This window comes from Actinosynnema sp. NPDC002837, assembly GCF_040295345.1.
Classification (GTDB): domain Bacteria; phylum Actinomycetota; class Actinomycetes; order Mycobacteriales; family Pseudonocardiaceae; genus Actinosynnema.
On record NZ_JBEOVG010000016.1, the window covers coordinates 42,738 to 63,908 of the forward strand.

The 21,171-nt window shown below is 72.6% G+C and carries 14 protein-coding genes; 2 read left to right on the forward strand and 12 right to left on the reverse strand.

What is annotated here, in order from left to right; all coding sequences use genetic code 11:
* Positions 1-25 precede the first annotated feature (25 nt).
* The 10 genes from glmM to eccCa form a co-directional block, all read right to left on the reverse strand.
* A complete protein-coding gene (gene glmM, locus ABTZ99_RS14630; RefSeq protein ID WP_498786049.1) occupies positions 26-1,360 on the reverse strand; it encodes a phosphoglucosamine mutase in 1,335 nt (444 codons plus the stop codon).
* A 115-nt stretch (positions 1,361-1,475) separates the two neighbouring features.
* Positions 1,476-2,093: a 30S ribosomal protein S9 gene (gene rpsI, locus ABTZ99_RS14635; protein WP_498786031.1), complete on the reverse strand. Its 618-nt coding sequence runs from the start codon at positions 2,091-2,093 to the stop codon at positions 1,476-1,478.
* The gene (gene rplM, locus ABTZ99_RS14640; RefSeq protein WP_033436749.1) at positions 2,090-2,533 is read right to left on the reverse strand and encodes a 50S ribosomal protein L13; all 444 of its coding nucleotides are present in this window, start codon (positions 2,531-2,533) and stop codon (positions 2,090-2,092) included. The genes rpsI and rplM overlap by 4 nt, the downstream gene beginning before the upstream one ends.
* Before the next feature lie 291 nt (positions 2,534-2,824).
* Positions 2,825-3,121, reverse strand: a complete 297-nt coding sequence (locus tag ABTZ99_RS14645; RefSeq protein WP_498786033.1) for a WXG100 family type VII secretion target — start codon at positions 3,119-3,121, stop codon at positions 2,825-2,827.
* Between the two features lie 76 nt (positions 3,122-3,197).
* Positions 3,198-3,509, reverse strand: coding sequence for a WXG100 family type VII secretion target (locus tag ABTZ99_RS14650; RefSeq protein ID WP_053718448.1), 312 nt, complete (start codon positions 3,507-3,509; stop codon positions 3,198-3,200).
* A 146-nt stretch (positions 3,510-3,655) separates the two neighbouring features.
* Entirely contained in the window at positions 3,656-4,078 is a 423-nt protein-coding gene (locus ABTZ99_RS14655; RefSeq protein WP_498786035.1) for a hypothetical protein, read from the reverse strand.
* A 16-nt stretch (positions 4,079-4,094) separates the two neighbouring features.
* A complete protein-coding gene (locus ABTZ99_RS14660; protein WP_498786037.1) occupies positions 4,095-5,915 on the reverse strand; it encodes a type VII secretion-associated protein in 1,821 nt (606 codons plus the stop codon).
* Positions 5,916-6,020: 105 nt separating this feature from the next.
* Positions 6,021-8,816 carry an AfsR/SARP family transcriptional regulator gene (locus tag ABTZ99_RS14665; RefSeq protein ID WP_499611597.1) on the reverse strand — a complete coding sequence of 932 codons (2,796 nt, stop codon included), beginning with the start codon at positions 8,814-8,816 and terminating at the stop codon, positions 6,021-6,023.
* A gap of 531 nt (positions 8,817-9,347) precedes the next feature.
* Positions 9,348-12,095: an AfsR/SARP family transcriptional regulator gene (locus ABTZ99_RS14670; protein ID WP_499611599.1), complete on the reverse strand. Its 2,748-nt coding sequence runs from the start codon at positions 12,093-12,095 to the stop codon at positions 9,348-9,350.
* Positions 12,096-12,330: 235 nt separating this feature from the next.
* A complete protein-coding gene (gene eccCa / locus ABTZ99_RS14675) occupies positions 12,331-16,335 on the reverse strand; it encodes a type VII secretion protein EccCa (protein ID WP_498786043.1) in 4,005 nt (1,334 codons plus the stop codon).
* A 307-nt stretch (positions 16,336-16,642) separates the two neighbouring features.
* Between eccCa and eccD the strand changes: the two genes are divergently transcribed.
* Together eccD and mycP are read left to right on the forward strand one after the other, a co-directional pair.
* Positions 16,643-18,037, forward strand: coding sequence for a type VII secretion integral membrane protein EccD (gene eccD, locus ABTZ99_RS14680; RefSeq protein ID WP_498786045.1), 1,395 nt, complete (start codon positions 16,643-16,645; stop codon positions 18,035-18,037).
* Between the two features lie 4 nt (positions 18,038-18,041).
* The gene (gene mycP, locus ABTZ99_RS14685; RefSeq protein WP_499611602.1) at positions 18,042-19,475 is read left to right on the forward strand and encodes a type VII secretion-associated serine protease mycosin; all 1,434 of its coding nucleotides are present in this window, start codon (positions 18,042-18,044) and stop codon (positions 19,473-19,475) included.
* 242 nt (positions 19,476-19,717) lie between these two features.
* Here the strand turns inward: mycP and ABTZ99_RS14690 are convergent, their stop codons facing one another.
* Positions 19,718-20,788: a WXG100 family type VII secretion target gene (locus tag ABTZ99_RS14690; protein WP_499611604.1), complete on the reverse strand. Its 1,071-nt coding sequence runs from the start codon at positions 20,786-20,788 to the stop codon at positions 19,718-19,720.
* Entirely contained in the window at positions 20,788-21,144 is a 357-nt protein-coding gene (locus ABTZ99_RS14695) for a hypothetical protein (RefSeq protein ID WP_499611607.1), read from the reverse strand. Before ABTZ99_RS14695 ends, ABTZ99_RS14690 begins: the two co-directional genes overlap by 1 nt.
* Positions 21,145-21,171: the final 27 nt, after the last annotated feature.

Consider the following 21,171-nt stretch of genomic DNA (forward strand, 5'->3'; position numbering starts at 1 on the left):
CACCGGCACACCCCCGCGTCTTCGGTCAGTGCACCGAGGAAACCACACCGGCGAGCCGCTGCGCGGCGGACTCCGCGAGCTCGGGCGTGGCCGCCTCGACCATGACCCGCACCAGCTGCTCGGTGCCGGACGGGCGCAGCAGCACCCGGCCCGTGTCGCCGAGCTCGGCCGTCACGGCGGCGACCGCCTCGCTGACGGCCGCGTCCTTCGCCACCGCCGCCTTGTCGCCCACGACCACGTTGATCAGCACCTGCGGCAGCCGGTGCATCACGCCCGCGAGCTCGGCCAGCGGCTTGCCGGTCTCCGCCATCCGCGACATCAGCCGCAACGCGGTCAGCAGGCCGTCGCCGGTGGTGGCGTGCGCCGGGAGGATCACGTGCCCGGACTGCTCGCCGCCGAGCGCGAACCCGCCCGCGCGCAGCTCCTCCAGCACGTAGCGGTCGCCGACGGCGGTGGTCTTGAGGGTGATGCCGTGCTCGCGCATCGCCAGGTGCAGGCCGAGGTTGCTCATCACGGTCGCGACCAGCGTGTCGTCGGTCAGCTCGCCGGCTTCCTTCATGCCGAGCGCCAGCACCGCCATGACCTGGTCGCCGTCGAGGTCGTTGCCGTCGGCGTCGACCGCGACGCAGCGGTCCGCGTCACCGTCGTGGGCGATGCCCAGGTCGGCGCCGTGCTCGACCACGGCGGCACGCAGCTTCGCGACGTGGTTGGAGCCGCAGTCGTCGTTGATGTTCAGCCCGTCGGGCGCGGTGTGGATCTCCACGACCTCGGCGCCCGCGCGGCGGTAGGCGTCCGGGGCGGCCACGGACGCGGCGCCGTTCGCGCAGTCCACGACGACCTTCAGCCCATCCAGGCGGTGCGGCGTCACCTTCAGCAGGTGCTGCACGTACTGGCCCTCGGCGTCCTCGATGTCGCGGACGCGGCCGATTCCCGCGCCGGTCGGCCGGTGGTCTCGCTCACCCAGCTTCTGCTCGATCTCGTCCTCGACCGCGTCGGGCAGCTTGTGCCCGCCCGCGGCGAACAGCTTGATGCCGTTGTCGGGCATCGGGTTGTGCGAGGCGGAGATCATCACGCCGACATCGGCGCCGAGCGCCGACACCAGGTAGGCGACCGCCGGTGTCGGCAGGACGCCCGCGCGCAGCACGTCCGCGCCCGCCGATGTGAGGCCGGCCACCACGGCCGCCTCCAACATCTCGCCGCTGGCCCGCGGGTCGCGGCCGACGACCGCGACCGGCCGGTGCGAGCGGTCGTGCTCGGCCAGCACCCGTGCCGCCGAGGCGGCGATGGACAGCGCGAGTTCAGGGGTCAGGTCCGCGTTGGCGAGACCGCGTACGCCGTCAGTGCCGAACAGCCGAGCCATGATCGCCGTGACCTCCATGCACACAGGACGATGGGGAGAAAAACACTGCGGGAGCAGCAGTTCGACGAAGAACTGACTGCTCCCGCAGGATGGTGCTCGCTCGACCCGGGAAAGGTCAGCGCTTGCTGTACTGAGGCGCCTTGCGGGCCTTCTTGAGGCCGTACTTCTTCCGCTCCTTGACCCGGGGGTCACGGGTGAGGAAGCCGGCCTTCTTCAGCACCGGGCGGTCCTCGGAGTCGACGGCGACCAGCGCACGCGCGATCGCGAGGCGCAGCGCACCGGCCTGGCCGGTGGTGCCGCCGCCACGCAGGGTCGCGATGACGTCGAACGTCTCCGGCTTCTCGGTCGTGACCAGGGGCTCACGGATGAGCTGCTGGTGCACCTTGTTCGGGAAGTAGTCGTCCATCGACTTCCCGTTCAGGGTGAACTTGCCGGTGCCGGGCAGGAGCCGCACGCGGACGATGGCCTGCTTGCGCCGGCCGACCGTCTGCGCGAGGTGGTGCGCGCCCGCGTTGAGGGTGTGCCGCACGACGGGCGTGCCCTCGACCTCGGCGTCCTCGGTCTCCGGGGTCTCGGCTTCGGCGGCTTCCGCCTCCGGGGCCTCTGCCTCGGTGGTCTCCGCCTCGGCGGCTTCCGCCTCCGGGGCCTCTGCCTCGGTGGCCTCCGCCTCGACGGCGTCGAGCTCGGCCTCAGGGGTCGTCACGTCGATGTCCTCGGTCTGGTGCTCGGTCACTGGGCGACCTTCTTGATCTCGAACGGCTGCGGCTGCTGCGCAGCGTGCGGGTGGTTCGGGCCCGTGTAGACCTTGAGCTTGCCCGCGATCGCGCGGCCGAGGCGGTTCTTGGGCAGCATGCCCTTGATCGCCTTCTCGACCAGCCGGTCGGCGCGGGTGTCCAGCACCTCGCCGAACGAGCGCTGGCTCAGGCCGCCCGGAAAACCGGAGTGCCGGTACACGAACTCCTGATCACGCTTCTTGCCGGTCAACGCCACCTTGTCCGCGTTGATGACGATGACGAAGTCACCGGTGTCAACGTGTGGGGCGTAAGTCGGCTTGTGCTTGCCGCGCAGCAGCGTCGCGGCCTGGGTGGCGAGCCGACCGAGCACCACGTCCTGGGCGTCGATCACGTGCCAGGTTCGGGTCACCTCGCCGGGCTTCGGGCTGTACGTGCGCACGGGTCTACCTCGTCGTCACTTGCGTCTGGGGTCATTGCGGCGGCTGCTCAGGCCAGAGACCCCAGGTGGGCAGAGGACCAGAACACGAGGTACGCATAGTGCGCACCAGTTACCGCACAACAACGTAGGAAGATACCGGTTGGGGTCGGCGCGGGTCAAAACGACCCCTCCGAAACCCCTCCGGACCGGCCTCGACCGACCCGGACCGCACCCTGGCGAACCGGCCGAAACACGTACGCGGGCCCCGGATCCTCGAGGATCCCGGGGCCCGCGGGGGGTCGTGCGGCCGGATCAGGCCCAGCGGCCCTGGTTCTTGGCCTCAGCGGCCTGGTACGCGTCGGTCGCGGACTGGACGGCCGTGCCGATCTGGGCCAGCACCTGCTGGAGACCCGCGGCGGACTCGTCCCACGCGCGCTGCGCCTCCTGGTAGCTCGCCGACGCGCCACCGTCCCACTGCGCGATGACGGGCGAGAGGCGGGCCTTCAGGTTGTCCAGCTCGGACTGGATCTTGCCGGCCTGGCTGCTGATGTCGCCTGCCGCGCTGCTCAGCTGCCCGAAGTCAACCTTGATGTTGTTGGCGTCGACCATGATCTCCCCTTGGAAGTGAAGTCAGAAAGAAGAAGGAAAGCGAAAGGAACGGAAACGCGACCTGAATTCGGATGGATCAGCCGCCGAGCCGGTTGGTGATGGCCGACATCTCCTGCGCCTGCTCCTCTTCCTGCTGGATGTAGGTCGCCGCGCTGCCGTCCATCTGCTCGGCGATGTCCATCAGGGCCTTCTGCAGCTTGTCGGCGTCCTCGCGGAAGCGCTCCATCAGCTTGTTGAAGGCGATGGCCGCGCCACCCTGCCACGCGCTGGACAGGCCGTCGATCGTGTTGCCGAGCTGACCCAACACGCCCTGGACGTTGCCGTTGGTGCTGACGATGTCCTTCGCCGCGCCGACGAGCTCTTCATGTCCGGTGGAGTAACCAGCCATTGGGTGCGACCCCCTTGGTCGAAGTGATCAGGCGTTCTTGGTTCGTACGCCTCTTACGACGCAGACCTTGCCATGCCCGGTTCCACGTTGTCGCGACTTCTCCGGAAGTAGTTGCGGTTGTAAACGCGACGGGCCCGGCAACGGGGTCAGTAGAGGATTCGCGCTTGCGAAAAGTCCTCGTCATCGCCCCTTTCGGGGGGAAGTTGGCCGCTCGGGCCCGCCACCGCGCGGGAACCGAGCGCCGGGCGCGGGGGAACTGCATTTGCATTCGCGTCCGTTTGCTCTCGCGATTTCTCCGGCGTGAGCAGTTCCTGGGCGGGTGGCAGCTCCGGCACCGGCAGGCCGCGGTGGTGGCGGAAGCCGGTGGCGACCCGCTGCACGTCCGGCGACGTGGGCGCGTGCCGGTCGGGCTGGACCTGCCGGGCCTTGGCCTGCTCGGCGAGCCGCTGGTTCCGGTCGCGCTGGGCCGCGTTCTTCGCGCCCGCGGCGTCCGCCGCGCGCCGGCCCCTGGTCACGGCGGCGTCGAGGTCCGAGCGGAACCGGGCGAAGGCCTCCGGGATGCCGGTCATCACATTCCCCACAAAGTCAGCTGGTCACGGTCAGCGTGCGGACGACCTGCTCGCACGCGGGGCGGACCCGGTCGTGCCCGTCCTGCGGGTACTGGCACCCCACGCTGACCTGCACGTCGTCCTGGAACAGCACGTACCAGTCGATGACGGCCGACTCCACCACTTCCCGGTAGTAAACGACATCCTTGGTGGCGAAGTCGGCGGAAGCGTCGAAATCGGACACGTTCGCCCGCTGGTCGTACTGCTCGCGCAACTCGGTCTCGGCCCGCGCCGGGTCCTGGGTGGCGTTGTAGTTGAGCCGCCGCTCCTCCACCGCGATGACGTCCCGGTTCGACTCGGGCGCCTCGGGCTTGAGCAGCACCTTGCGGGTCTCGACCTGGCCGCCGGTCTGCTGCCACCCGCCCGGCACGGTGAAGCTGTAGTCGTACTGCGCGATGATCTTGCCCTCGGTGGCGCCGGACGTGGTGGTGGAGGACGAGGTGGGCGTGGTCGGGTCGCCGGTCGTGGCGTCGCCCCGGCTCAGCACGTACGCCGTGGACGCGGCGACGGCGGCGACCACGACGACGGCGGCGACCACGAGCAGCGGCACGCGGCTGCGGCGCGGCGGGGCCGGCGCGGGCACGGGCGTGGGGGCCGACGGCGGGAAGTACGGCGGCTGGGGGAAGCCGGCGGGCGGCGACGGCGTGATCCGCCGGGTGATCTTGCGGGTCCGGTCGTCGGTGATCTTGTGCGTGACGTCGCCCGCGCCGGCGGGCAGCGCGCCGGTGCGCAGCGGGTCCACGCTCACCGCTCTCAGCGCGCCGCGGGCCACCACGGTCTCCGGCTGGTCGATGCTCGTCGGCACCACGCCGGACTGCTCCAGCACCAGGCGGGCCACCAGCGGGATGCGGCTGGACCCGCCGACCAGGAACACGCCGGCGAGGCCGCGCGGGTCGAGCCCGGCGTCGCGCACGGCGGTCACGACCAGCGCGGCCGCCCTGGTCAGCGGCGCGCTGATCAGGCGTTCCAGGTCGGTGCGGGTGACGTGGGCGTCGGGGAACGGCGGCGGCATCGGCACGTCGGTGTAGGCGTGCCGGGACAGGGTCTCCTTCGCGCCGCGCACGTCCTGGCGCAGCACCCGGCGCTTGCGGCGGTCGGACAGCTCGCGGCCCTCCACGAGCTGCCGCCACGCGTCCGGGTCGCCGGGCGAGACCAGCGAGCCGACGTGCTCCAGCAGCGCCTGGTCGACGTCCGCGCCGCCGAAGCCGGGGTCGCCCTTCGTCGCCAGCACGCGGAACGCGCCGCCCTGGCGGGCCACCACGCTGGCGTCGACCGTGCCGCCACCGAGGTCGAGCACGGCCAGCGCCGCGCCGTCCGCGATGGCGTGGGTCGCCGAGTGGAACACCGCCGCCGCGACCGGCTCGGGCACCAGCCGCAGCTCCTGGCCGAGCCCCCGTGCCGCCTGCAGGAGCACCCTGGTGCGGATCGCGCCCCAGTCGGCCGGGTGGGTGAGCACGAGCAGGTCGACCCGGGCGCCGCCGGCCACGCGCCGCGCCTCGTCCACCGCCCTGGTCAGCACGGCCCGCACGACGTCGACCACCGGCAGCACGCTGTCGCCGAGCAGCAGCTCGCCCTCGTCGACGCGGCGCTTGGGGTGCGGCTCGTAGCGGGACGGGTCCACCGCGGCCTGGCGTTCGGCCTCCTGGCCGACGAACAGCGTGCCGTCGGCCGCGGCGAACACCGCGGAGGGCACGATCGGCTGGCCGTCGACCACGACGACCTGCGGTTCCCGGCCGTGCAGGGACATCGCGACGCAGGTGCTGGACGTGCCGAAGTCCACCGCCACGTGCAAGCTCATCCGTCATCCCCCTCGTCGGCCGGGGCGGGCCTGCATATGCATACCTCACCGGACCGACGGTCCGCCGCCGGGTCGCCGAGCCGAGACCCGATGGCCGGCCGGAGGTCAGCCGCCGTGCCCCGTCCGGGCCCTCAGCTCCGCCGCACGGGGGCTGCCGAGCCGTTCGTACAGGTCGATCGCCCGCCACCGGTGCTCGACGGCCGCCGCCCGGTCGCCGCGCCGGTCGAACACGTCCGCCATGCCGGCCAGGGCGTCGGCGTGCTCCCACGGGATCGTCGCCTGGTCCAGGGTGCCGAGCGTGCGGCGGAAGTAGTCCAGCGCCTCGTCCAGCCGGCCCTCCTTGCGGTGGATCTCCGCCACCACGTTCGCCGCCTCGGCCGCGGCGGTGGCGTCGGCCAGCCGTTCCATGGCGGCCAACGCGCGCATGGCGCTGTCGAGCGCTTCGTCCTCCCGGCCCAGCGCGCTCAACGGCCGGGCGACCTCCATGAGCGCGGCGGCCTCGGTGTGCTCGTCGTCGACCGCCGCGCACGCCTCGATCGCCTCCCCGTAGCGCTCGATCGACTCCTCGTAGCGGCCCAGCCTCATCAACGACGACGCCGTGTTGCACAAGGTGAGCGAGAGGTGCTGCAGGAAGCCCCGCTCCCGCTGGATCCGGACGCCGCGCTCCCCGACCTCCAGCGCTTCCTCGTGCCGCCCGAGGTGGTCGAGGCAGGCGCAGATGTTGCCCAGCAGCACGGACGCCGGCGCGTGCTCGCCGCCCGCCTCCATCAGCGCGTGCGCCTCCCGGAACCGGGTCAGCGCCTCCTCGCTGCGCCCGCTGGCCCAGTAGCCGCCGGCCAGCCCGCTGACGATGCGCGCCCGGGCCCGGTCGTCGCCCAGCCTCACGGTCGCGTCGAGCGCGATCTCGTGGGTGGAGATCCAGTCCGAGACGTGACCGCCGTGGTAGTAGAAGCCCCACAGCAGGTACGGCAGCTGCCAGGTGTGATCGTCGAGCCCGGTGCGGGCGGCGTGGCGCACCGCGGCGGCGAGGTTCTCGCGCTCCGCCTCGAACCACTCCACGGCAGGTCCCGCGGTGTCGAACCCCGGCAGCTCCAGCGAGGCGTCGGTCGTGCGCACGGGCAGCCGCGGCCGGAGCGGGTAGAGCGCCTCGTCGCCCGCCTTCACCACCGCGAGGTAGTAGTCGAGCAGCCGGACGACCGCGGCGTCGTCCGGCTCGGCGGTGCCCTGCGCGTACTGGCGCACCAGGTCGTGCAGGCGGAACCGGCCCTGGCGCGGTTCCTCGACCAGGTTCACCTCGACCAGCGCGCCGAGCACCTCGTCCACCACCTGCGCGGGCAGGCCCGACAGCGCCGCGCCGGAGTAGCGGTCCACGTCCTCGCCGACGTGGTGGCCCAGCGCCCGGAACACGCGCCGCTGCACGTCGTCCAGCGTCCGGTAGGACACCGCGAACGCGGACGCGACGTCCCGGTCGTCCGCGGCGAACTCGCGCAGCCGCCGCCGCTCGTCCCGGATCCGGTCGATCAGGTACTCCGCGGACCAGGCGGCCCGGTGGTGCAGCCTGGCCGCGGCGAGCCGGATCGCCAGCGGGAGGTGGCCGCACAGCTCCACCAGCCGGGTCAGCGCGGCGGGGTCGAGCGTGCTGCGGCCCGCCACCTGCCGGAAGAGGTCGACGGCGGCCGGTCCGGGCAGCACCGGCAGCGACAGCGCGTGACTGCCGTCCAGCCCGACGAGCCTGCGCCTGCTGGTCACGATCACCAGGCAGCCGGGCGTCGACGGCAGCAGCGGCCGGACCTGGAGCGCGTCGAACGCGTTGTCCAGCACGACGACGGCGCGCAGCCCGGCCATCTCCGAGCGCCACAACGCCACCCGCTCGTCCAGCCCGACCGGCACGCGCTCGCGCGGCACGCCCAGCGAGTACAGCAGCACGGCGAGCGCGTCCAGCGGCTCGCGCGGCTCCCGGCCCTCGGTGTAGCCGTGCAGGTCGATGTAGAACCGGCCGTCGGGGTACCGGTCGGACAGCAGGTGCGCGGCGTGCACCGCGAACGCGGTCTTCCCCACGCCCGCCATCCCGTCCACCGCGCACACCAGTCCGCGTTCGGCGATCCGTTCGACCGCGGCCAGCTCGTCGGCCCGCCCGGTGAAGTCGGGCAGGTCGCGGGGCAGGTGGTCGCGCAGCCGCACGGCCGGCGGGCCGCCGTCGTCCTCGGTCAGCAGGGCCGCGTGCAGCGCCCGCAGCTCCGGTCCCGGTTCGACGCCCAGCTCGGCGGCGAGGACGGTCCTCATCTCCGCGTAGGCGGTCAACGCCTCGGCACGCCGGCCGGACGCCCGCAACGCGGCCATCAGCTGCGCCCCGAACCGCTCGCGCAGCGGGTGCTGCTTCGTCAGCGACCGCAGCTCGCCCACGAGACCGCCGCCGCGACCAGCCGCCAGCTCGGCGTCGAAGCGGCGCTCCAGCACGCCGAGGCGTTCCTCCAGCAGCGATTCGACCTCGTCGCGGTGCAGCGAGTCCGACGACACGTCGGACAGCGGCGTGCCGCGCCACAGCTCCAGCGCCTCGGTGAACCGGCCCCGCGCGGCCAGGTCGCGGAACTCGTGCAGGTCCAGCGCGTGCGGCGGCAGCTCCGCCAGATAGCCGCCGGTGGTCGTGCGCACCACGTTGGCCTCGCCGAGGGCTTGGCGCAGGCGTCGCACCACCATCTGCAACGTGGCCTTGGCGCGGTCCGGGTTGGGCGCTTCCCCGTTCCACAGCCGGTCGACCAGCTCGTCGGCCGTCACCGGCTGGTTGGCCCGCAGCAGCAGGACCGCCAGCAGCAGTCGGGCCCGGCCGGCGGGGATGGGCACCGGCTCGTCGCCGTGCCACACCTCGATCGGACCGAGGACGTTGAACCGCGACGCGGTCACGCCGGCTGTCCCGCCACGACCGGTGGGCGCGAGGGGCCGGTCGCGCTACGTGCGGAGGGCGCGGGAGCCGAAGGCGCGGCGAGCCCTGGAACCGTGAACCGAGCCGCCATACCCCTCCTTGACCGAGGCCAGTTTACAAACTCCGGCACGGGCCGCGAACTCCTCGTGACCGGGCGCGACCGCCGCCAGGAGAGCAGCTCGCGCGCCTCGTCCGGTCGGTAGCCGTACTGCCGGCGGGTCGCCGACGACTCGGTGGCCGCTGTCGACCGGCGCTGGGTGAGCCGGCAGTGAGGGGACTGTGAGGCTCTTCTTGCACAGTTGAGGCCGTTCACCGCCGCGACCCCCAGAGGGCGCGGGGCCGGAGGTGCGCACCAGGGGGGATCCGGTCCCGGTGGCAGGTGCACGTCGAGGGACGACGCGCCTGCCCGGCCCGCGCCGCGGTGACGACCGGGCCCGCGGGCTCCTCCGCTCTCCCCGCAGAGGAGCCCGCGGTGTCGGAGCGGCCGACGGGCCCCACGACGGCGGACCCGGTCACGGCAGGCCGGCCACTTTCGCCCGCAACGCCTCCGCCGTGCCGTGGCCGAGCTCGTCCAGGATGTCCAACGCCGCCTGCCACACCTCGCGCGCGGCGTCGTGGTCGCCCGCCAGCACGTGCGTGTCGCCGAGCCGTTGCAGCGTCGCGGCCTCCTCGTACCGGTCACCGCTCTCCCGGTACCGCGGCAGCGCCTCCCGGTAGCAGCGGACCGCCTCGTCCAGGTCGTGCAGGCGGTGGTGGACGTAGCCGAGGCTGTCCCACGTCGCCGCCTCCGCCAGCACGTCGTTGACCTCGCGGAACAGCGCCAGCGCGCGACCGCAGTCGGCCAGCGCCCGGTGCAGGTCCTCGCCGAGCATCGCGCGGGCCCAGCCGACGGCGTTGAGCGCGCGGGCCGTGCCCGCCCGGTCGCCCAGCTCCTCGAACAGCGCCAACGCCCGTTCCGCGTGGTGCAGGGCCTCGTGCAGCATGTTCCAGCCCTCGTACAGCCCGGCCAGGTGCCGGTGGATGTGCGCCCGGCTCTGCCGGTCGCCCAGCTCGCACGCCAGGTCGAGCGCGGCGGTGAGGTAGGACGCCGACTCGGCGAACCGCCGCAGCGTGATCAGGATCCGGCCGAGGGCCCGGTTGGTCGAGGCGAGCGCGACCCGGTCGCCCAGCCGCCGTGCCGCGGCCAACGCGATCTCCAGGCACCGCGCCTGCTCGTGCCAGAACGCCCGCAGCCGGGCGAACGCCGTGGTCGTCCACGCCAACTGCCAGGCGTGGGTGTCGAAACCGTGCGCCGCGGCGTGCCCCACCGCGGCGAACAGCGACGCCTGCTCCAGGCCGAACCAGGCCAGCGCGTCGGCCCGCTCGGTCAGCTCCGTGACCACCGCGCCGCGGGCGGGCTCGGCGATCGGCACCTCCTCGCGCTGCGAGTACAGCAGCCGGTCGGCCGTGTTCGCGGTGTGCAGGTAGTGGTCGAGCAACCGCCGCAGGGCTTCGCGCGGCCCGCCCTGGTCCTCGTGCACCGCGACCAGGTCCCGCGCGAACGCGTGCACCAGGTCGTGCAGCGTGAAGCGGCCCGGCACCGGCTCCGCGATCAGGTGCAGCCTGCTCAGCTCGCCCAGGTTCTGGCGGGCGGCGCGCAGCGGCACGCCCGCCAGGCTGGCCGCCGCCGGGATCGACACCTCGGGCCCCGGGTGCACGCCCAGCAGCAGGAACATCCGGGCCGCGGCCGGGCTCAACCGCTCGTAGGACCAGGAGAACACCGTCTTGACGCTGGTCGTCGCCTCACCGGTGTCGAGCGCCTCCAGCCTGGTCCGCTCGTCGGCCAGCTCGCCGGCCAACGCCCGCAGCGCGAAGTCCGGGTGCGCCGCCGCACGTGCCGCGACCACCGACAACGCCAGCGGCAGCCCCGCGCAGTGCCCGATCAGCTCGCGCACCGCGGCCGGCTCCGCGCCGACCCGCTGCGCGCCGAGCTGCCGCACCAGCAGCGCGGTCGCCTCACCGTCGGTCAGCACGCCGAGCGGCAACGGCTGCGCGCCCTCGCGCACCACCAGCCCGTCGAGCTGGTTGCGGCTGGTCACCAGGGCCAGGCAGCGCGGGCCGCTCGGCAGCAGCGGTCGCACCTGCTCGCTGTCCGCCGCGTTGTCCAGCACCACCAGCACCCGGCGCTCGGCCAGCAGGCTGCGGTACAGGCCGACCTGCTCGTCCAACCCGGACGGCACCCGCTCCGGCGCCACGCCCAACGCGCCGAGGAACCCGCGCAACGCCTCGTCCGGGCTCACCGGCTCACCCGTCGGGTCGAAACCGCGCAGGTTCACGTAGAGCTGGCCGTCCGGGAAGCGGTGCGCGCTCTGGCTCGCCCAGTGCAGCGCCAACGCCGTCTTGCCCACGCCGGCCGCGCCGTTGATCGCCGCGATCACCACCCCGCCCGCGCCGCCGGCCGAGTCGAGCAGCGCCCACAGCGCGGCCAGCTCGCCGTCGCGCCCGACGAAGAACCGGGTGTGGATCGGGAGCTGCCGCGGCGTGCTCGAGGTGTCCCGGGCGTCCGGGCGCGCGGCGACCGGCGCGGCGGTGAGGATCCGCTGGTGCAGCTCCTGCAAGCGCGGGCCGGGGTCGACGCCGAGCTGCTCGGCCAGCAGCGCGCGCACCGACCGGTAGGCGGCCAGTGCCTCGGCCTGCCGGTCCGATCGGGAAAGCGCTTCCATCAGCTGGCCCCAGAACCGCTCGCGCAACGGGTGCTCACGGGTCAGCGACCGCAGCTCGGGCACCACCTCCGCGGGCCTGCCCGCCGCCAGGTCCACGTCGAGGCGCCGTTCCAGCGCGTCGAGGCGTTCTTCCAGCAGCGGCGCGACGTCCTCGGCGTGCAGGACGTCGGACGGCACGTCCGACAGCGGCGCGCCGCGCCACAGGCCCAGCGCCTCGGCCAGCCGGTCGCGGTCGACCAGCTCGCGGAACCGGTGCAGGTCGAGCGCGCCCGGCGGCACCTCCGCCGCATACCCGCCGGTGGCGGTGCGGACCACGTTCGCCGGGCCGAGCGACTGGCGCAGCCGGGTCACCACCATGTGCAACGTCGCCCTGGTGCGGCCCGGGTTCACCGACCGGCCGTCCCAGAGCCGGTCGACCAGGAGGTCCGTCGGCACCACGCTGCCCGCGCGCAGCAGCAGGCTGGCCAGCAGCACCCGCGCCTTGCCCGTCGGCAGCGCCACCTGCCTGCCGTCGTGCCAGACCTCGAGGGGCCCGAGCACCTTGAACTCAGTCTCCACGCCACCCCCTCCAGTGCGGGGCGCAGCATAAGGCAGCGCACCGACACTCCCCGGATACCCAGAGTCAACTTCCCACCACTGTCCCAGGGCGGGCCGGCGAATTACGGGCGGGCCGGAGGGGCGGGGCCGGAGCACCGGGAACGCGGAAGGCCCCGCCGGAGCGGGGCCTTCCCGTCGTTCGCGTCGCGAGGTCGCGTCGGTCGAGCCGCCGTCCGCGGAGCAGCGGCGACCCGACTCAGTCCGGGTCGATCCACGCCAGCTGGATGCGCTGCTGCCCCAGCTTGCGGGTGACCAGCGTGCCCCGGCCGGGAGGCTGCGGCGACGCCTTGAGGTTGCCCACGATCGCCCCTTCCTCCTTCGAGCCCGAACCCACCATGATCGGCGCCGAGATTTCCTTCAGCTTGCCCAGGATCGGGTCGTACATCGCCCGCGACGCGCCACCCATGCGCCGCACGGCGATGATGTGCAGACCGACGTCCTTCGCCTGCGGGATGAACTCCGCCAGCGGCTGCAGCGGGTTCTGCGAACCCTGCGGCGCGACGAGGTCGTAGTCGTCCACGACCACGAACAGCTCCGGGCCCTTCCACCAGGACCTGTTCTTCAACTGCTCCTGGGTGACGTCCGGGCCGGGCAGGCGGTTGGCCATCGAGCCGCGGACGTCCTTGATCATGTCCGTGAGCTGCGCCGAGGACACCGCGTAGGACAGCAGGTGGTCGGTCTCGATGTAGCCGAGCATGGTGCGCCGGTAGTCGACCAGCATGATCAGCGCCTCGGACGAGGTGTAGCTGGTCATGATGCCGCGCACGATGGTGCGCAGCAGGTTGGTCTTGCCCGCCTCGCCGTCGGCCAGCGCCATGAAGTGCGGGTCGGCGTCGAAGTCCAGGTACACCGGCGCCAGCTCGTCCTCGTTGACGCCGATCGGCACCAGGTGGCCCCGGTTCGGCCGCTGCTGCTGCACCTGGGCCATGAAGTCGTGGTAGGGCAGCAGGTCGGGCAGCAGGCGGACCTGCGGCGCGCGCTGGCCGCGCCACGCGGCGCTCACCTTGGCGATCATGTCCTGCACGCCCGCCGCCACGTTCTCCGCGTCCGACGAGGCGTCGATGCGCGGCAGCGCGGTCAGGAAGTGCAGCTTCTGCGGCGACAGACCGCGACCCGGACGGCCCGGCGGCACGTTGACCGCGACCTTCCGGTCCACCTCGGACTCGCTGACGTCACCGAGGCGCAGCTCGAACCGCGTGCCGAGCAGGTCCTTCATCGCGGGCCGGATCTCCGCCCACCGGTTCGCCGCCACGACCACGTGCACGCCGTAGGACAGACCCTGCGCGGCCAGCGCCTGGACCATCGGCTCCAGCGCCTCGAACTCCTGCCGGAAGTTCATCCAGCCGTCCACGATCAGGAACGCGTCGCCGAAGTCGTCGTCGCGGATCTCGCCGCGCCGCCTGCGGTTGCGGAACTCGACCATCGAGTCGATGCCCTGCGCGCGGAACCGCTGCTCGCGCTCGGTGATCAGGCCCGACAGCTCGGCCACCATCCGGCGCGCCTTGTCCACGTCCAACCGGCTGGCGAACCCACCGACGTGCGGCAGGTTCTCCAGCGACGCGAGCGTGCCGCCACCGAGGTCGAGGCAGTAGAACTGCACTTCCTGCGGGGTGTGCGTCAACGCCATGGACGTGATCAGCGTCCGCAGCATCATCGACTTGCCCGACTGCGGACCGCCGACGATCGCGCCGTGGCCCGCGGCGCCGGAGAAGTCCGCCCACAGCAGGTCGCGCCGCTGCTCGAACGGCTTGTCGACCACGCCGAGCGGCACCTGGAGCTTGCCGTTGGAGAAGAAGCCGGGCGCGGTCAGGCCGCGGTCCTCGGTCGCCTGCAACGGCGGCAGCAGCGTGTCCAGCGACGGCGGCTCGTTCAACGGCGGCAGCCACACCTCGTGCGCCGGCGGGCCCTGGCCCACCAGCCGCTCGACGATGACCTCGAGCTCCGAGGGCTCGTTGGAGTCCTCTTCCTTCTTCGCCTGCTTGACCGGCTCGATCGGCTTGACCGGCTCCTTGGGGATCTCGATGTAGTCCGGCACGAAGTAGCGCGGCCGCTTGTCGCTGGTCACCGGCGCCGACGGGCCCGCGACCTGCAACCCGGCGGGCCGGTACGGACCGGACACGTACAGCGCCTTGAACCGGGTCAGCGGCGAGCCCTGCACGCCCAGGTACCCCGAACCCGGGATGGGCGGCAGCTCGTAGGCGTCCGGCACGCCGATCGCGGCGCGCGACTCGGCGGCGGAGAACGTCTTCAGACCGATCCGGTAGGACAGGAACGTGTCCAGGCCGCGCAGCTTGCCCTCCTCCAGCCGCTGCGACGCCAGGAGCATGTGCATCTGCAGCGACCGGCCGACGCGGCCGATCTGGAGGAAGATGTCGATGAAGTCCGGCTTCGCCGTCAGCATCTCGGAGAACTCGTCGATGCAGATGAACAACGCCGGCAGCGGGTCGAGGTCGGCGCCGTTCTCCCGCGCCTTCTCGTAGTCCCACACGTTCTTGTAGTTGCCCTTGGCCAGCACTTCCTGGCGACGGGACACCTCGCCCGCGATCGCGTCCTTCATGCGGTCGACCAGCGTCAGGTCGCCCGCCAGGTTGGTGATCGTCGCGGCGACGTGCGGCGCCTTGTCCAGGCCGAGGAACGTCGCGCCACCCTTGAAGTCGACCAGGATCATGTTGAGCGAGGTCGACGAGTGCGTCGCCAGCATGCCCAGCACGAGCGTGCGCAGGAACTCGGACTTGCCGGAACCGGTGGCGCCGATGCACAGGCCGTGCGGGCCCATGCCCTCCATCGCCGCTTCCTTGATGTCCAGCTCGACCTGCTGACCGAACTCGCCGATGCCGAACGGCACCCGGTAGCGGTCGCGCACCGGCCGGGGCCGCCACGCCGCCTGCACGTCGAAGGTCATCGGGTCGCCGGGGATGCCCAGGAACTCCAGCAGCGGCGGGTTGTTGCTCATCGACAGCGGGTCCTCGTCGCTGCCGCCCGCGTCCACGCCGCCGATCCGGTACGGCGACAGCCGCCGGGCCAGCGCCTCGGCCTCGACCACGCTCAGCCAGTCCGGCGCGCCGAACCACTCCACACCGCTGGCGCTGCGCGCGCCGAGCTTGCCGTCCTCGATCACCAGCCGCAGGCCGCGGCGGGCGGTCAGGTTGCCCAGCGACTCGGACAGGTCGAACAGCGTGACGCCGACCAGGCCCTCTTCCAGGATGATCTGCTCTTCGCGGGTGACGTCGCCGTCGTCGATCAGGATCACGATGTGCGGCTGGTCGGCGGGCGGCGGCGCGTTGCGGGTGAACCGCTGCCGGTCGCGCAACTGCTCGTCCAGCATCTGCTCGACCTCGGCCAGCGAGCCCGCCATCATCCGCATCTGCCCGATGCCGTCGACGATCGCCGGGTGCTGCACGTGCGGCAGCCACTTCATCCACTCCCACTCGGCCTTGGTGCGGCCGGTGGTGACGACGGCGACCAGCAGGTCGTCCGGCGAGTGGAAGGTGACCATCTGGGCCAGCAGGGCGCGGGCCAGGCCGCGCTTCTCCTCGATCTCGCCGAGCAGGCCGACGGCGGCGAAGCCGCGCAGCGCGATCGAGATCGGCAGGTCGGGCACCAGCGAGTGGGCGCGCACGAACCGGCGCAGCGCCAGCGTCGCGATCGGCTCCAGCTCCTCGACGGGACCGGTCTGCGGCGGCACGAGCCGCGTGGCCAGCCGCTGCGAGCCGCGGCCCGCGCGCAGGTGGCAGAAGTCGGGGTCGTTCTGCCGGCGCTCCCACATGCGCCGGGTGGTGGCCAGCGACCACAGCATCTGCGGGTCCGGGTGGACCCACTCGCGCTCGGCGCGCTGCTCGTTGGCGGCCTCGCGGGCGCGGTCGCGCATCTGGCCGAGGTACCGCAGGTAGTCCTTGCGGTCCTCGTTCATCTCGGCCTTCTTCTGGCCCTTGCCGCCGCCCATGCCGCCGGCCATCATGCCGATGGTCGAGACCAGCATCATGCCGGGCATGATCATCGCAGCGGGGCTGCGCCCGCTGTAGCTGAACATCAGCACCATCATGCCGACGGACGAGATGATCATGACGACGGGCATCGCCTTCATCATGATGTTGCCGGGGATGACCCGCGGCACCTCGGGTGGCGGTTCGAGGTGGACCTCACCGCCGGGTGGGCGGGGAGCAGCGAGGCGTGCCGTGCGCTTGAACTGCAGCGTGCTCACCTAACAGGCACCTCTTCAGCGTCGATCCGTAAACGATCAGCCCGACTGCGCTCGAATCCCGATCGGGGCGTGTGGGCCCGCCACAGTCGCAACGACACTATGGCGCATCGGAACCCCGAACGACGGGGGGTCGGGCAAATCCGCGGCCAACGTGTTGTGACGTGTTGCGCGGAACGGCCCAGCCCGGAGGCCCGCTGCCCCCATACTGGGTCCGCTCCTCTCCAGGGGCGGGCCGAAGCGCGTCCGACCGGACCAATAGGGTCGGGACGGACCACAGCACACACTCATCAGGACTTAGGGGGCGCTGGTGGCGACCGGAACGACGGTGTTCAGCCGGGTGACGGTGGTTGCGCCGCGAACGCGTATCGACGTCGCGCTGCCCGCCGACGTCGCGGTGGCCGACCTGCTGCCGATGCTGCTGGACATGGCCAAGGAGGCCACTCCGGACGGTGGCGTGCGGCACGGCGGCTGGGCGTTGGCCAAGCTGGGCGAGGGCCCACTGGACCCCAGCCGCACGCTGGCCTCGCTCGGCGTGGTCGACGGCGAGCTGCTGCAGCTGCGCAAGCGCAACGAGAACCCGCCGCCCCCGCTGTACGACGACGTGGTCGACGCGATCGCGGAGTCCGATCCGGACAGCTTCCGGCCGTGGACCAAGGACACGGCACGCCGCTACGGCCACCTCGCGGGCGCGTTGGCGCTGATCACGGCCGCGATCGCGGTGCTGATGGCGGGCCCGCTCGCGGGCGGCGGCAACCTCGTGCCGGCGATCTGCGCGGGCGTGGTGGCCATCGCGTCGCTCATCGCGGGCGCGGTCGTGGCGCGGTCCTACAACGCCGTCGGCACGGGCGTGCTGGTCGCCGCGGCGGGCGGGCTGCCGATGGCCTTCGTCGCGGGCCTCTACATCGTGCCCGGCGAGATCGGCCGGCCCAGCCTGCTGCTGGGCAGCGTGCTGGTGCTGATCTTCGCCTCGGCCTCGATCATGCTGATCGGCCGCGGCATCACGGTGTTCATCGCCGCCGCCACGGCGGGCGCGCTGAGCGGCCTCGCGTTCCTCATCGGGATCTTCGTCGACCACCCGGTGCACGGCATCGCGGCGGCCACCGCGGCGGTCTCGCTCGCCGCCCTGTCCGTGCTGCCCCGGTTGACGATCCAGCTGGCCAAGCTGCCGCTGCCGACCGTGCCGGGCAGCGCGGAGGACCTCAAGGAGGACACCGGCTTCCCGGAGTACTCCGTGATCGAGCGGCGCACGGCCAACGCGCACGAGTACCTGACCGGCATGATCATCGGCTGCGGCGGCGTCGCCGCCCTGTTCGCCGTGATCGCGGCGGGCGACGGCTCCATCTGGGGCCCGCTGCTGGCGATCGTGGTGACGCTGGTGCTGCTGCTGCGCGGGCGTGCCTACGCCAACGGCGCGCAGGCGGTGGCGCTGCTGGCCAGCGGCATGGTCGCGGGCGCCGGCGTGCTGTTCGGGTGGCTGGTGCAGTCCTCGCCCGGCGACCGGCTGCTGTACGTGTTCGGCACCCTCGTGGTGGTCGGCGCGGGCGCGCTGGTGCTCGGCGTGATCTTCCCCAACCAGAAGTTCTCCCCGGTGCTGCGCCGGACGGTCGACGTGCTCGAGGCCATCCTGATCGCCGCGGTGCTGCCGCTGGCGCTGGCGGTGATGGACCTCTACGTGGCCATGCGCCAGCTCATCCCCGCGTGAGGCGATGATGCGCATCCACAAGATCGCCGCGCTCACCGCGGCGGCCGTGACCCTGCTGACCGCGCCCGGCGCGTACGCCCAGCCGGCGTCGACGACGTCGACCCCGAACGCCCGGCCGAACTCGCAGCCGCCGCCGGTGGACCGGTCGTTCCTGCGCCAGCCCGAGCCGCCGAAGGAAGACGTCGACTACAAGCCCAAGCAGGGCTGCATCACCTCCAGGACCGAGGACCGCCCCATCCCGAACAAGCCGTGGGGCCAGATGCAGCTGCGGCTGGAGGAGGCGCACCGGTTCGCCACCGGCAAGGGCATCAAGCTCGCCATCATCGACACCGGTGTCAACAAGGCCCACCCGCGGCTGGAAGGCCGGGTCCTGGAGGGCGGCGACTACGTGGAGACCGAGAAGCGCGGTGTCCACGACTGCGACGGCCACGGCACCGAGGTCGCGGGCGTCGCGGCGGCGAGCCGGGACGACGAGACCGGGTTCGTCGGCGCCGCGCCCGAGGTGACGGTGCTGGCGTTCCGGCAGACCAGCAACAGCTTCGAGTACGACGACCCGGCCAACCTGGACGACCGACCGTCCGCGGGCAAGGTCGGCACCCTGGCGAAGGCCATCGTCTCCGCCGTGGACCAGGGCGCGCGCGTGATCAACATCTCGCTGACCGCCTGCGCGCCGCCGGCCGAGCCGAGCAACCAGGAGCGCGAGCTCCAGGCCGCGATCGACTGGGCGGTGAACGACAAGGACGTCGTCATCGTGACCGCCGCGGGCAACATCGACGCGAAGAGCGGCTGCCAGGCCCAGAACGACGGCCAGGCCACGGAGAACGTCAACGTGGTCGCGTCGCCGCCCTGGTACGCCGACAACGTGCTGTCCGTGGCGTCGATGAACGCCGAGGGCGGTGTCTCGCCGTTCTCGGTGTGGGGCCCGTGGATCAGCGTGGCCGCGCCGGGCGAGAACATCGTGACGCTCGACCCGGCGGGCAAGGGCCTGACCAACGCCAACTTCGAGAACGGCCGGCCGGTGGCGATCCAGGGCACCAGCTTCGCCTCGCCGTACGTGGCCGGCGTGGTCGCGCTGGTGCGCGAGCGGTTCCCGAAGCTGAAGGCGAAGCAGGTGATGGAGCGCATCAAGGCGACCGCCCAGCACCCGGGCAACCCGAACGGCCGTGACCACAAGATCGGCTACGGGATGATCAACCCGGTGGCCGCGCTGACCGCCGAGCTGCCGTTCGAGCAGCCGGGCGCGAAGCCGGTGAACCCGGAGCAGCTGATGACCGACCTCGGTCCGCTGAACCCGCCGAGCAGCACGCCCATGATCGTGGCGCTGTCGGGCACGGGCGCGGGCGTCGGCCTGCTCCTGCTGACGATGTTCATCGTCCACACCGTGAACCGCAACCGCGCCAGGCGCCTGGTCACACCACCAAAACGCTCTGTCATCTAGGGCGCCATCTAGGCCACACACGACAAGGGCCGCCCTCCGGGGCGGCCCTTTCGCTTCCCTCGTGGTGACGCCGCTCGCTTCCCTCGTGGTGACGCCACGTCGCGAGGTCGCGTCGGTCATCCGCTGCTCATCCCGCGGCAATCACGCTTTTCGATTGTCGCGGGATCAGCGGCGGATGACCGACTTCCAGGCGACCGAGCCGCCGTCTGCGGAGCAGCGGCCATCCAACACGGCGATTCGACTCAGTCCTCGCCGAGCACCGGCGGGGCGGACTTCTTGGGCTTGCCGAAGACCTGCTCGGTCGAGCCGGCCAGCTGGACCTTCGACTTGTGCTCCTTGTCGCCGCCCTGCTGCCCGCCGGCGCCCATGCCGCCCATCATCCCGCCGCCCATCATCCCCGCGCCGCCCGTCGCCGGACCGGACGGACCACCCGCCGCCGCGGCGGCCGCCGGACGCGGGCCGGCCTCCGTGGGGCGCGGCTCGGACACACCCGTCGACCCACCAGGCTGCATCCGCTCCGGCGACTCACCGCCGGGGATCGCACCACCACCACCGGGCACACCGCCGCCGCCACCGGGCACACCACCACCGCCGCCACCCGGCACGCCGCCACCGGACCCACCGCCGGACGCGGCCGGCTTCGTCTCGGCGGGCGGCGCGGCCGGCGGCTCCGGCGCCACCGGCTTCGCGGGCGCGGTGAACGACCAGTTCTGCTCCGGGTACTTGTGCTCCATCTTCACGTCGGCGAAATCGTCCGAACCGGACACGCCGTCGCACAGCCGCAGGAACGCCTCCAGCACGTCCCGCACCGACTCGTGCAGCTCCTTCGCCGGGTCGTGCAGCTCGTCCAGCGCCTCCACCACGCGGCGGTCGCCGTCCACCGGCAACGCCGCCGCGCCGGACACCGCGTCGGCCGCCTCGGCGAACACCCGGGACATGTCCTCCACGATCCCGCGGATGCCCTCGGCGGTCTGGTCCAGCGCCTCGCCCATCGCGTGCATCGCGTCGGACATGTCGTGCCCGGCCAGGCCGACCTTCTGCATGTGGTCCACGAACGCGTCCGCGTCCTTGCCCTGCCACGCCGAGTCCAGCTTGCCCAGCGGCTTGGTCAGGTCGCGCGTCACGTGCTCGGCGACGAGCCCGGCCTTGCGCCAGCGCTCGGCCTCCTCGTTCAGGTCGTTCCAGTCGCCCAGCACGGGCGCGAAGTAGTCCGCCACGAGGTCGCGCACGCCGAGCCGCCTGCTGATCCCCGACAGGTAGTCCAGCTCCGGCCCGACCTCGGCGGCGATCTGCTTGCCGTCCTTGCCCCGCATCAGCCCAACCCCGCCCGCCGGTCGACCGCCTTGATCAACGCCACCGCGTCGTCGTCCTGGGCGCCGTAGTGCTCGGCCACGTCGTGCAGGCCCTTCGCCGCCGACGTCAGCACCTCGCACGCCCGGTCGAGCTGCTGGTTGAGCAGCCCGGCGGCCCGGCCGTACGCCTCCGCGCTGCGCAGCGTCCGCCCCAGCTCGCCGAAGCTCTGGGGGCGCATCGGCGCCTCCCGCAGCTCGGACCGCGCGCGGATCAGCTCCTCGGCCGCCTCTTCGACGCGCTTCGCGTACAGCTCCAGCCAGCGCGGGTCGACCGAAACCTGCCGCCCGCCCGCCGGCCCGCGTGTGACCTCGTTCACCCGGACACCTCCTGCACCCTCTGACGG